We start from the raw sequence: 12,925 nt of genomic DNA, 5'->3' as shown, positions 1-12,925 counted from the left end.
TCGCTTCAAGCAGTGCACGTCAGGGCAATTCCAACCCGCCCCCGGCCTTGTGCAGTCTGCGCAAATGCTCGCCGATCGCTTTCACATTGGCCTCGCTGGCAGCAATTTCAGCGGCGCGACTCGGCTCAAGCAATGCCCGGACTTCCTTGTCCAGGTCACCTGTCAGCGTTTGAAGCTGTTTCTGGCGCAAGCTGCTTTCCGACTCCAAGCGTTGCCACTCGCTGGGTTGCGGCAAGCCATAGCCGCTGCTGCCCAGCAGTTCGGCCGGACGGCTCAGGAAGCCGCTGTTGGCGAGGATCTGCTGCAGCGTTGCATTAGCCCTTTCCATGCCGCCATTCTGCAATTCACGGGCTCCGAGATAACGCTGTTTGACTTCATCCTGGGCCAACAACAGTTGCCGACGATAACTGGCCTGTTCCAACAGCAACAGCGCCGCGCTGGTGCGCAGGTCGGCCTGTTCGAACCAGACGCGGCGTTCGGCGGCGTCCAGGGCCAGCCAGTCCTCCACCGTTTGTTGCTTGATCGGCAGATACTTCTTCAGCACATCGAACATCGCCTGGTATCGCTCGCGGAATGAGTCGAAGCGGTAGCCCAGGCGCAGGGCTTCCTTGGGATCATCCAGCACGCTGGTATCCGCCAGGCCCCGGCCCTTGAGGACTTCCAGCAAGCCGTTGGGCATGATGCTGTCCAGGCCCTTGAGCTGCTCGTTATTGCTGCCGCTGCGCAACAGCTTCAAGCTTTCCACGGCGCAGTTGTTGGACAGGAAGTAATAGTTGCCGTCGTAGCTCCAATGCATTTCGGCGGCGTGCTCGACCGTCTCCTCGATCTCGGTGCGCGACAGGTTCAGCGGCACCGACGCCAGGCTGCGCAGTTCGGTCTTGGTGTATTCATCGATCACCTGGGCCAACGGCAATACGAACAGGCGCGACGGGTATTTGCCGACCAGCCCGTCCCAACTCGATAGCTGCACATCGCCGACGAAGGCGCGGTACGACAGCACCAGGTGTTGGTCCAGATCCAGTCGGCAGTCCGGGCCACGTGGGCGACCTGGTGCGCAGATCACCAGCCGGAGCATGCTGTGGCCCCAGCGGCTCACCCAGTTCTGGTTGGCTTCGGCCAGCAGGTAATCAATGGCATAGACCCGCTCTGGATCGACCTTGCCCAGTGGTGTCTTGGCGAAGTCGTTGCCAGCATTGAGGAACGCGAACGATTTGGCGCAGGTGTCCTTGGCGGCGGGTGCCCAGCCGAAGTGTTCCTGGTAATAGCGATACAGGGCGGGACGTCGGCAGGCGTAGCTCGGGTCGAGGAGAAAGTACTCCATATTGACCGCGACGAACTCCTTGGGGCTGCTCGTTTCATAGAGGTCCGGGCTGCGGGCGACCTGGCGGTTGTGCTGTTCCCGCTCTCCGCGACGGCCGACGTATTGCGGCCAGCCGGCGAGGTCCAGCAAGCGCGGATCATCGCTGAGGGTGAAGCGGCGGTCGTTCTGGCCCCGGCATTCATCGGGAAGACCGATCAACCCGGCGCTGCTGTTGCGTCGAGTGCAACGCTGGATCAGCGCCCGCTCGGGATCTGGCCAGAGACGCGAGCGGTCATAAATGTGGGTCAGTTCGTGCAAAACGGTGGCGAGCATTTCCCGTCGTACGGTGCCATGGGGGCGACGGGTCTTTTGCGTCGCGGCGCTGCCGTCGACAAGGCTGTCGAGCAGGTTGCTATTGAGGTCCAGTTGCGACACCAGCGAGGCCTGGCCGTAGGCGTTGGCCGGCATCTGGTCGGTCCAGCCGACATCGATGCGTCGGTCCAGCCGCTCGATGAAGCGCGGCGGCAGCGCCTGCATGGCTTCATCGAGCAGCGCCTGGCTGGCCTGCTGTTGCGCCGGGCTCAGTCCTTCGACGTTGAGGTGCAGTCGCAGGCCGGCCTGGGCCATGCTGCCCGTGAGCAGCAAGACCCCGGCCGCCAGCCAGGCGGCGAACCGCCTCACAATGCGAGGATGGCTTCGGCGAGAACCTGGTCACTGGCGTCGCGGGCTTCCGGCACGCGGGTGCGCAAGGTGTCGAAGGCGGCCTCGAGATGAGCGCCACGAATTTCACCATTGCTGGCGACAAAACTGGCTGCATCGTCGTGGGCTTCGCGGACGATTTTCGAATCACGGATGGAGGTGGTGGTGTCGGAAGTGAAATCAATCGTGCGCTGGGAAGCGCGAACGATGATGTTACTGGTGGCTACCAGGGTATGTGCCTGGGCCACATCGGCCAACACCAGCAGGCCTAGGGCGGCAGCAATCAGCGGGCTACGCATGGAACGACTCCGGAGAAATAAGGATAACTATTGGACGAGAATTGCCTGTGCCAGTTCAAGGTCGCTGACGTGAAGTTTTGGCTGGGTCCGGCGCAGGTAATCCAAGGCCGATTCCAGCTGTGCACCTCGCAACTGCCCGTCGCTGGCAATGAAGGCCGCGGCGTCATCGTGAGCGGCGACGATCAGTTTATGGTCGAAGGGCGCGGAGGTCACCATGCTCGTGGCATAGACGCTGACCACCACTTGCTGGGTGGACACATCGAAGGCATGGGCCGGAACAGACCAGCAAAAAACTACGAAGAAAGACGCGATGAACAGATCTGAGTAAAAGCGCATGGGACTCGACGGTTGATGGCGAGCCTGAAGGCTAGCGCAAACCTGCGGGCCAGAGCCAGCGCTGAAACATCGGAACACCATTGGGTGCCCGATGTTTCATGTTGCATCAGATTACCAGGATGGCCTGGGCCAGCTGCGCATCGGTGGCGTTGAGCTGCGGTGCCTGCTGGCGGATGTAATCCAGGGCACTTTCCAGTTTCACACCACGGATGGCGCCTTCGCTGGCCACGAAGCTGGCGGCATCATCACGGGCGGCCTGAACGATCTTGTTGTCCCGCAGTGATGAGGTTGCATCGGAGGTCACGTCGGACGTGGCCTTGAGTGCGCCGACAATGGAGTCAGTGGTGACGATAAAGCTGCTGGCGTTGGAGTGGGCGGCTACGGCCAGCAGGGCAACTGCGCTGAGCAGGCGGAGACGGATCATGAGAAAACTCCTTGAAGGATGAGGATACCGGTGCGTGTAGCTGGAAGAGGAGACGCATGCTCGACTCGCTTCGCCACGTTCGCATCGATATTAGGACAGAACGCGTTGGGTGACAGCCTTTGCGACGGTCATCGGCAGCATGATGCCCGCATTGGGTGCTACGGCTCAAGATGAACTGTACTGGTATGTTGTTAAGATCTTGGAAACTGTTATATCTCTCCGGTCTTCCAAAAAACAGGGCCGGAAACGACAAGACCCGTCGCGGTTTCCCGCGACGGGTCTTGTTTGTTCAATTCGGTGCTGGCGGTGGACCCGGTGGGTCAGGGCCAGCGACGCTGAGTTAGCGCCAGAACGGCTTGCTCAGCTCTTCGTAACGTTGTGCTTCGCTGATACCGGCGTCAGCCAGCAGGCGCGAATCCAGACGAGCCAGTTGGTGGCGGCTGGCGATGCGGCGCTGCCACAACATCAGGTTAGCGATAACGCGAAGAGGCAGGGAAGCCTGGTTTTTTTCAGCTTTGTCTTCGAAAAACAGCTCGGAACTGAGTGTACGTTCCATGGTTGACATCCTTCCGCTTGTGGCGGGATTAGGTAGTGGTTTAACTGGTGCCCATGATCCTCTCGTTTGGCCAGTCTCTCTAGATACAGTTCACCTGTATTGTGAGAGACCAGTTAACTGTTAAAGAGCGGTGTACTGGTCAATATTGAGGCAACTGTACCTATCTGCACAGTAATGGTGCGATTTAGGTGGTTGACAGAAGTTTTGTGGGAAAAGACTGTAAGAAAACACCGGTACAGCAGTACAGTTTTTGTCGAGTCAGGCTCGGGTGACGGCCTTCAATCAAAACTGTATTTGCGATAGCGGTGATCCAGCTGTATCAGACGGCCAACATGCGCCCGGTCTCTTCGAGGTTGACGTGCCAACTCAGTGCATCGCGCAGGATGTGCGGGGTATGTCCACCCAGGGCGCAGGCTGCTTCGAAATAATCGTTCAGAGCTTGGCGGTAGGACGGGTGCACGCAGTTGTCGATGACCACTCGTGCCCGCTCCCTTGGCGCCAGGCCGCGCAGGTCGGCCAGGCCGATCTCGGTCACCAGGATGTCGACATCGTGCTCGGTATGGTCCACATGGCTGACCATCGGCACGACACTGGAAATGGCACCGCCCTTGGCAATCGACTTGGTAACGAAAATCGCCAAGTGGGCGTTGCGGGCGAAATCCCCCGAACCGCCAATGCCATTCATCATCCGAGTGCCGCAGATATGGGTGGAGTTGACGTTGCCGTACAGGTCGAACTCCAGCGCGGTATTGATACCGATGATGCCCAGGCGGCGGACGACCTCGGGATGATTGGAGATCTCCTGTGGGCGCAGGACCAGTTTGTCCTTATACCTTTCCAGATTTCCGAATACATCGGCGTTGCGTCGGCTCGACAGGGTGATAGAGCTGCCGGAGGCGAAGCTCAGCTTGCCAGCGTCGATCAAGTCAAATGTCGAGTCCTGCAGAACCTCGGAATACATGGTCAGGTCTTCGAACGGGGAATCGATCAGCCCGCACATCACGGCGTTGGCGATGTTGCCAATCCCGGCCTGCAACGGCCCGAGCTTGTTGGTCATGCGCCCAGCCGCAACTTCCTGCTTGAAGAAGTCGATCAGATGATCGGCGATGGCCTGGGTGTCGCTGTCCGGTGACGCGACGGTCGAAGGCGAGTCCCCTTGGTTGGTGATGACAATGGCGGCAATTTTTTCCGGCGGGATCGGGATAGCGAGGCTGCCAATACGGTCGTCGACTTTCACCAGGGGGATTGGGGTGCGGGTCGGGCGATAAGTCGGGATATAGATGTCGTGCAGCCCTTCCAGGTTCGGGTTGTGGGCCATGTTGATCTCGATGATCACTTGCCGGGCGAAGATGGCGAAACTGGCCGAGTTACCTACCGATGTGGTCGGTACGATATGCCCTTGCTCGGTGATGGCCACCGCTTCGATCACGGCAATGTCGGGCAGCTTGAGCTGGCCGTTGCGCAATTGTTCAACGGTTTCCGAGAGATGCTGGTCGATGAACATCACCTCGCCTGCGTTGATCGCCTTGCGCAACGTGCTGTCGACCTGGAATGGCATACGCCGCGCCAGCACGCCGGCCTCGGTGAGTTCCTTGTCGAGATCGTTACCCAGGCTCGCCCCTGTCATCAGGCTGATTTTCAGCGGAGTGACCTTGGCGCGCTCAGCCAGGGCGTGGGGCACTGCTTTCGCTTCTCCGGCGCGGGTAAAGCCGCTCATGCCGACGGTCATGCCGTCCTGAATCAACAAGGCTGCTTCGGCAGCGCTCATCACTTTATTCAATAACGAAGGCAAGCGGATGCGATCACGGTACATAGGTTGTTATCTCGGGCTGGAAAGCAAGATGCGCAGTCTAGTGAATTCGCGCGGTGCCCGACCCGCTACAAAGGTCGCATTTAAGGCCTCTATTACGGGTGTTTCAGGCAAAACATTATTACCGGATCGGTAACGTTCGGCCTTGATACAAATCAAAACGCCCCGACGAGTCGGGGCGTTGATGGCGAAGCCGTGAGTGTTATTCCACTGCTTTGACCATGTCTTCAATGACCTTCTTGGCGTCACCGAACACCATCATGGTCTTGTCGAGATAGAACAGCTCGTTGTCCAGGCCGGCATAGCCGCTGGCCATCGAGCGCTTGTTGACGATGATGGTCTTGGCCTTGAAGGCCTCGAGGATCGGCATGCCGGCAATCGGCGACTTCGGATCGTTCTTCGCCGCCGGGTTGACCACGTCGTTGGCGCCCAGTACCAGCACCACGTCGGCCTGGCCGAACTCGGAGTTGATGTCTTCCATCTCAAACACCTGGTCGTAAGGCACTTCGGCCTCGGCCAGTAGGACGTTCATGTGCCCGGGCATGCGACCGGCCACCGGGTGGATCGCGTATTTGACGGTCACGCCGTGGTGGGTCAGCTTCTCGGTCAGCTCTTTCAGCGCGTGCTGCGCTCGTGCCACCGCCAAGCCATAGCCCGGCACGATGATCACCGTGTCGGCGTTGGTCAGCAGGAAGGTCGCGTCGTCAGCCGAACCGGATTTCACCGGGCGGGCTTCTTTCGAACCGGCCGGGCCAGCAGCATCTGCTGTGTTGCCGAAACCGCCGAGCAACACGTTGAAGAACGAACGGTTCATCGCCTTGCACATGATGTACGAGAGGATCGCACCGCTCGAACCCACCAACGAACCGGCAATGATCAGCATCGAGTTGTTCAGCGAGAAACCGATACCTGCTGCGGCCCAACCGGAATAACTGTTGAGCATCGAGACCACCACCGGCATGTCCGCGCCGCCGATCGGGATGATGATCAGCACGCCCAGGACAAACGCCAGGGCCAGCATCAAGGCGAACGCGCCGAGGTTACCGGTGAACATAAAGGTCAGGCCCAGGCCCAGCGTTGCCAGGCCCAGGATCAGGTTGAGCTTGTGCTGACCACCAAACTGTACCGGTGCGCCCTGGAACAGACGGAACTTGTACTTGCCCGAGAGCTTGCCGAACGCGATCACCGAACCGGAGAAGGTAATTGCACCAATGGCTGCGCCGAGGAACAGCTCCAGGCGGTTACCCGCCGGAATCGAATCACCCAGTTGCTTGACGATGCCCAGGGATTGCGGCTCGACGACCGCTGCGACAGCAATGAACACCGCCGCCAGGCCGATCATGCTGTGCATGAACGCCACCAGCTCCGGCATCTTGGTCATCTCGACGCGCTTGGCCATGATCGAGCCAGCGGTGCCGCCGATCAGCAGGCCGACGATGACGTAGCCGATGCCGGCTGTCGCTAGCTCAGCGCCCAGCTTATAGATGAGGCCCACAGTGGTAAGCACCGCCAGCGCCATGCCGAGCATGCCGAACAGGTTGCCTCGGCGTGACGTGGTGGGGTGCGACAGGCCTTTGAGGGCCTGGATGAAGCAGATCGACGCGATCAGGTAGAGCGTCGTTACCAGGTTCATGCTCATTACTTGGGCGCCTCTTCTTTTGCGGCTTTCGGGGCTTTTTTCTTGAACATCTCAAGCATGCGGCGCGTCACCAGGAAGCCACCGAATACGTTGACCGCGGCCAGGGCCACGGCGAGGGTGCCCATGGTCTTGCCCAGAGGCGTTACGGTCAGCGCGGCAGCGAGCATGGCGCCGACGATCACGATCGCCGAAATGGCGTTGGTTACCGCCATCAACGGCGTGTGCAGCGCGGGTGTTACGTTCCAGACCACGTGATAACCGACATAAATCGCCAGCACGAAGATGATCAGGTTGTAGATACCGGGGGAGATAAGCTCTTCCATTGTCTGAATCCCTGCTTAGGCGTTTTTGCGGATGACTTGGCCGTCGCGGCACATCAGGCACGCGGCAACGATGTCGTCTTCCAGGTTCACGTCGAACTGACCTTCCTTGGTGAAGACCAGCTTCAGGAAGTCCAGCAGGTTGCGGGCGTACAGCGCCGAAGCGTCAGCCGCGACTTCACCGGCCAGGTTGGTCGGACCGCAAATGGTCACGCCATTCTCGACAACCACCTGATCGGCCACGGTCAGCGGGCAGTTACCGCCCTGGGCTGCCGCGAGATCGATGACCACCGAGCCGGGTTTCATCTGCGCGACGGTTTCGGCGCTCAGCAGCGTCGGTGCCTTGCGGCCCGGAATCAATGCGGTGGTGATGACGATGTCCGCCTGCTTGGCGCGCTCGTGCACCGCCTGGGCCTGGCGCTGCATCCAGCTGACCGGCATCGGCCGGGCGTAACCACCGACGCCGACGGCGCATTCACGCTCTTCGTCGGTTTCGTAAGGCACGTCGACGAACTTGGCGCCGAGGGATTCGATTTGTTCCTTGACCGCCGGACGCACATCCGAGGCTTCGATCACCGCGCCCAGGCGCTTGGCCGTGGCAATCGCCTGCAACCCGGCCACGCCCGCGCCGAGAATCAGCACGCGCGCCGCTTTCACGGTGCCTGCGGCGGTCATCAGCATCGGCATGAAGCGCGGGTAGTGGTGGGCGGCCAACAGTACGGCTTTATAGCCGGCAATGTTCGCTTGAGACGACAGCACATCCAGGCTTTGGGCGCGGGAGGTACGTGGCGCGGCCTCAAGGGCGAAAGCGGTGATGCCGCATTCGGCCAGCTTGGCGATGGTTTCGTTGTTGAACGGATTGAGCATGCCCACCAGAACGGTGCCGCTCTTGATCAGCGTCAGTTCGCTGTCGCTGGGGGCAACCACCTTGAGAATCAGCTCGGCCCCGAATGCATCACTGGCACTGCCAATGGTTGCGCCCGCCGCCTCATAGGCACTGTCGATAACGCTGGCCTTGATGCCGGCGCCGCTTTGAACAGTGACTTTATGGCCTTGGCCAATCAGCTTCTTGATGGTTTCCGGGGTAGCAGCAACCCGTGTTTCACCCGTTTGGGTTTCGAGGGGAACACCAATGTGCACGTCAAATCTCCTGCGTGATCTTATTGAGTAAACCCAGGCACTTCGGATGGTGCGGCTGGGGCGGCCGATCAGCACGATCCCGCCAAACCAGGCGGGGCGCGGCATTTTGCAGGCGAAAATTCAGCCCTTCAAGGGATTATGACGGGTGACGGAAAATTAACTACAAGTCACCCTGTGACCGAATGTCGCAATTATCGATCGGCATCCCTTGTAGGCCGTGCTTTCCAAGGATTCAGGTTCAAATTGACAACTTTTCCCATCGGCCAGGTGAATAGGCCCTGATGCGCTGCACAATATGGCTCAAAGCCATGTATTTAAACGCTTTGGAGACTACTGCACGGGCTTCATAACAGATTGACTGAATGCGACATAAACTTATATCTGTAGCGACCTTTGTTAGTTGACTACCTAAGTAAGTCTTAGGCTTTTTCTTTTTAATCAAGGAGATAGCTAGTGGCCTGCTTCACGAGCCAATCGCGAAAAGCTCGAAGAGAGGCGGATTCGACCTTTCGCTCTGGAATCATCAGGTAGTAGGCCTTGATGCTCGATAGCGCGCTACGGTTGGCCACGACCAGTCGTTTCTCTGCCAGCTCGCGCTGGATCAAGAAGGGTGGAATCAGCGCAATGCCCATGTCGTGCATGGCCGCTTGGGCAAGCATGGAGAATAGTTCATAACGCGGGCCTGTCAGGTCTCGTGCAATGTTCAGGTTCTGGGCATTGAACCACTGGCGCCATGCATACGGGCGAGTGGTCTGTTGGAGCAAGGGCAATTCGGCGATGGCCTCTGGTGTCAGGCTCGTCCGATCTCCCAGTAAGGTAGGGCTGCATACCGGCATCGGATTTTCGCCCATCAGTTTGTGGGATTCGGTACCGGACCAGTCCGCATCACCAAAATAGATGGCGGCGTCAAACTCTGTGTCCGCAAAGAGAAAGGGCCTTGTGCGGTTGGTCAGGTTGACGGTGACTTCCGGATGCTGCTGCTGGAAATCCTTGAGGCGTGGTAGCAGCCATTGAGTACCGAAGGTTGGAACCACGGCCAGTTCGATCACGTTCGCACCGGTGTGTCCCATCACTGAAAGAGCGTCGCGCTCGACGGCGTCCAGTTGGGTGGCGACTCGACGGCTGTAGGAAAGGCCGGCTTCGGTCAGTTTGACGCCTCGACGCGAGCGTCGGAAAAGCTCCACGCTGAGGAAGTCTTCCAGGCTGGCGATTTGTCGGCAGATCGCGCCCTGCGTAAGAGAAAGCTCGTGCGCAGCCTTGGTGAAGCTCTCATGACGTGCGGCAGCCTCGAAACTGATCAGGGCGGTGGTGCTGGGGATTTTACGGCGCATGTACGCAAGCCTCACTCAATATCGACATAAACGGGGTTTATGGCGTTTACGGAGTGAGAAATTAGCACAAGATAGTGCGCAATCCTCGTTTGCCCTTGTAGGAAAGCGCGCCTAGGATCAATCCACGATTTTCATTTAATTGGCGAGGACTCTTTCATGGCCGGTAAAGCGAGCTTCAACTGGATCGATCCATTGTTGCTGGATCAGCAGCTCACCGAAGAAGAACGCATGATCCGCGACACTGCTGAGCAGTTCGCCCAGCAGAAGCTTGCGCCGCGGGTGCTGGAAGCGTTTCGTCATGAGAAGACCGACCCGGCGATTTTCCGCGAGATGGGTGAGATCGGCCTGCTGGGGGCAACCATTCCTGAGCAGTACGGTGGCAGTGGGCTGAACTACGTCAGCTATGGCCTGATCGCTCGTGAAGTCGAGCGCGTCGATTCCGGTTATCGCTCGATGATGAGCGTGCAGTCCTCGCTGGTCATGGTGCCGATCAATGAATTCGGTACCGAGGCGCAAAAACAGAAGTATCTGCCGAAGCTGGCGTCTGGTGAATGGATCGGTTGCTTTGGGCTGACCGAGCCGAACCATGGTTCCGACCCGGGCGCGATGATTACCCGGGCGCGCAAAGTGGAGGGCGGCTACAGCCTGACGGGTAGCAAAATGTGGATCACCAACAGTCCGATCGCCGACGTCTTTGTCGTCTGGGGTAAGGACGACGCCGGCGATATCCGCGGCTTCGTGCTCGAGAAGGGCTGGAAGGGCCTGAGTGCGCCGGCCATTCACGGCAAGGTCGGGTTGCGCGCCTCGATCACTGGCGAAATCGTGATGGACAACGTATTCGTTCCAGAAGAGAACATCTTCCCGGATGTCCGTGGCCTGAGGGGCCCGTTTACCTGCCTGAACTCGGCGCGCTACGGCATCTCCTGGGGCGCCTTGGGGGCAGCTGAGTTTTGCTGGCATACCGCTCGCCAGTACACGCTGGACCGACAGCAGTTTGGGCGTCCGCTGGCTGCCAATCAGTTGATCCAGAAGAAGCTGGCCGACATGCAGACCGAAATCACGCTGGCCCTGCAGGGATGCCTGCGTCTTGGACGTATGAAAGATGAGGGCACGGCGGCGGTCGAGATCACCTCGATCATGAAGCGCAACTCCTGCGGCAAATCCCTGGATATCGCTCGTATGGCGAGGGACATGCTGGGTGGCAACGGTATTTCCGATGAGTTTGGCGTCGCTCGTCATCTCGTGAACCTGGAAGTCGTAAACACCTACGAAGGCACCCACGATGTTCATGCGCTGATCCTGGGGCGTGCGCAAACCGGTATCCAGGCGTTCTATTAATAGGGGAACGTCCATGGGCGCGCTTTCGCATCTGCGGGTATTGGATTTATCGAGGGTCCTGGCCGGGCCGTGGGCCGGACAGATCCTGGCGGACCTGGGGGCTGATGTCATCAAGGTCGAGCGTCCCGGCAATGGTGACGACACCCGCGCCTGGGGGCCGCCTTTCCTGAAGGATGCCCGAGGCGAGAACACGACCGAGGCTGCTTATTATCTGTCGGCCAATCGCAACAAGCAGTCGGTGACCATCGATTTCACGCGTCCGGAGGGGCAGCGGCTGGTGCGAGAGCTGGCGGCCAAGTCCGACATCCTGATCGAAAACTTCAAGGTTGGCGGGCTGGCGGCTTATGGTCTGGACTATGAGTCGCTAAAGGCGATCAATCCGCAATTGATCTACTGCTCAATCACTGGGTTTGGCCAGACCGGCCCTTATGCCAAGCGTGCCGGGTATGACTTCATGATTCAGGGGCTGGGGGGCTTGATGAGCCTGACCGGTCGCCCTGAGGGCGATGAGGGTGCGGGGCCGGTGAAGGTGGGGGTCGCGCTGACGGATATTCTCACGGGGCTGTATTCGACTGCTGCTATTTTGGCGGCGCTGGCGCATCGTGATCATGCCGGCGGCGGGCAGCACATCGATATGGCCTTGCTGGATGTTCAAGTGGCTTGCCTGGCCAATCAGGCGATGAATTACCTGACCACGGGCAACGCGCCGAAACGGCTGGGCAATGCACATCCGAACATCGTGCCTTATCAGGATTTTCCTACGGCCGATGGCGATTTCATCCTTACGGTGGGTAATGACGGCCAGTTCCGAAAATTTGCTGAGGTTGCCGGTCAACCGCAGTGGGCTGACGACCCGCGTTTTGCCACAAACAAGCTGCGGGTGGCGAATAGGGCGGTGTTGATTCCGTTGATTCGTCAGGCGACGGTGTTCAAGACCACAGCCGAGTGGGTGGCTCAGTTGGAGCAGGCGGGTGTGCCGTGTGGGCCAATCAACGATCTTGCCCAGGTGTTTGCCGATCCTCAGGTGCAGGCACGTGGATTGGCGATGGAATTGCCTCACGTACTGGCTGGTAGCGTGCCTCAGGTGGCGAGTCCGATTCGACTCTCCGAGACGCCGGTGGAATATCGCAATGCGCCCCCTTTATTAGGGGAGCATACGCTGGAGGTCCTGCAGCGAGTGTTGGGGCTGGACCAAGCAGCGGTGACGGCGTTCAGAGAGGCGGGGGTTCTTTGAGTCTTCTCTTCTATATAGAGGGAGGTTCTTAAGGGCAAAAGCAGCGGGTTTGCCCGTGTTGCGCAACTTATTGATAGAAAAGCGAAATTAAGGGTTGACGGCAGATTCTGGAAGTCTATAATTCGCCCCACTTCCGGCGCAGTCGAAACGGAAAACTCCTTGAGATTCAATGAGTTAAGTAAGTTTCGAGGGTGTTGGGCTTCAGTTCATCGAAGCCCGGAAGGAGCAGATAGAGCGGTGTTGTTTGGCTCTATCAGCGGTTCGATCTTCTCGGTCGAAAGCGGTGAAAAAGAGGTGTTGACAGCAGCGAGTAACGCTGTAGAATTCGCCTCCCGCTAACGAGAGATCGGAAGCGCAAGTGGTTGAAGTTGCAAAGGAAACTTTGAAAACTTCTGAAAATAACCGCTTGACAGATACACGGGGCGCTGTAGAATGCGCGCCTCGGTTGAGACGAAAGACTCAGCCAGCCGCTCTTTAACAACTGAATCAAGCAATTCGT

12 protein-coding genes are annotated in these 12,925 nt (G+C 58.9%); 2 read left to right on the top strand and 10 right to left on the bottom strand.

The window, feature by feature from the left end:
- Nucleotides 1-19 precede the first annotated feature (19 nt).
- The 10 genes from AB4O22_RS25985 to AB4O22_RS25940 form a co-directional block, all read right to left on the bottom strand.
- Entirely contained in the window at nt 20-1,981 is a 1,962-nt protein-coding gene (locus AB4O22_RS25985; RefSeq protein ID WP_013691997.1) for a DUF7844 domain-containing protein, read from the bottom strand.
- Nucleotides 1,978-2,298, bottom strand: coding sequence for a DUF2388 domain-containing protein (locus AB4O22_RS25980; protein ID WP_003187020.1), 321 nt, complete (start codon nt 2,296-2,298; stop codon nt 1,978-1,980). Before AB4O22_RS25980 ends, AB4O22_RS25985 begins: the two co-directional genes overlap by 4 nt.
- Before the next feature lie 27 nt (nt 2,299-2,325).
- Nucleotides 2,326-2,634, bottom strand: a complete 309-nt coding sequence (locus AB4O22_RS25975; RefSeq protein WP_003196438.1) for a DUF2388 domain-containing protein — start codon at nt 2,632-2,634, stop codon at nt 2,326-2,328.
- A 106-nt stretch (nt 2,635-2,740) separates the two neighbouring features.
- Nucleotides 2,741-3,058, bottom strand: a complete 318-nt coding sequence (locus AB4O22_RS25970) for a DUF2388 domain-containing protein (RefSeq protein WP_003196441.1) — start codon at nt 3,056-3,058, stop codon at nt 2,741-2,743.
- A 340-nt stretch (nt 3,059-3,398) separates the two neighbouring features.
- Complete coding sequence (locus AB4O22_RS25965) at nt 3,399-3,614, bottom strand: DUF1127 domain-containing protein (RefSeq protein WP_003187014.1); 216 nt, start codon at nt 3,612-3,614, stop codon at nt 3,399-3,401.
- Between the two features lie 319 nt (nt 3,615-3,933).
- Nucleotides 3,934-5,427, bottom strand: a complete 1,494-nt coding sequence (locus AB4O22_RS25960) for an acetyl-CoA hydrolase/transferase family protein (protein WP_223472793.1) — start codon at nt 5,425-5,427, stop codon at nt 3,934-3,936.
- Nucleotides 5,428-5,626: 199 nt separating this feature from the next.
- A complete protein-coding gene (locus tag AB4O22_RS25955; protein ID WP_003196445.1) occupies nt 5,627-7,063 on the bottom strand; it encodes an NAD(P)(+) transhydrogenase (Re/Si-specific) subunit beta in 1,437 nt (478 codons plus the stop codon).
- On the bottom strand, nt 7,063-7,386 hold the full coding sequence (locus AB4O22_RS25950; RefSeq protein ID WP_003196446.1) for an NAD(P) transhydrogenase subunit alpha part 2: 324 nt from the start codon (nt 7,384-7,386) through the stop codon (nt 7,063-7,065). The genes AB4O22_RS25955 and AB4O22_RS25950 overlap by 1 nt, the downstream gene beginning before the upstream one ends.
- Before the next feature lie 15 nt (nt 7,387-7,401).
- On the bottom strand, nt 7,402-8,523 hold the full coding sequence (locus AB4O22_RS25945) for a Re/Si-specific NAD(P)(+) transhydrogenase subunit alpha (RefSeq protein WP_460097455.1): 1,122 nt from the start codon (nt 8,521-8,523) through the stop codon (nt 7,402-7,404).
- A gap of 434 nt (nt 8,524-8,957) precedes the next feature.
- Nucleotides 8,958-9,854, bottom strand: coding sequence for a LysR family transcriptional regulator (locus AB4O22_RS25940; protein WP_003196450.1), 897 nt, complete (start codon nt 9,852-9,854; stop codon nt 8,958-8,960).
- Between the two features lie 156 nt (nt 9,855-10,010).
- Between AB4O22_RS25940 and AB4O22_RS25935 the strand changes: the two genes are divergently transcribed.
- Nucleotides 10,011-11,192, top strand: coding sequence for an acyl-CoA dehydrogenase (locus AB4O22_RS25935; RefSeq protein WP_460097453.1), 1,182 nt, complete (start codon nt 10,011-10,013; stop codon nt 11,190-11,192).
- A gap of 13 nt (nt 11,193-11,205) precedes the next feature.
- Nucleotides 11,206-12,426 carry a CaiB/BaiF CoA transferase family protein gene (locus AB4O22_RS25930; protein WP_460097452.1) on the top strand — a complete coding sequence of 407 codons (1,221 nt, stop codon included), beginning with the start codon at nt 11,206-11,208 and terminating at the stop codon, nt 12,424-12,426.
- The last annotated feature ends 499 nt before the right edge of the window (nt 12,427-12,925 follow it).

Source organism: Pseudomonas sp. S3_B11 (assembly GCF_054667715.1).
Note: the sequence above shows the minus strand (reverse complement) of the source record. Positions and strands in the feature narration are given on the sequence as shown.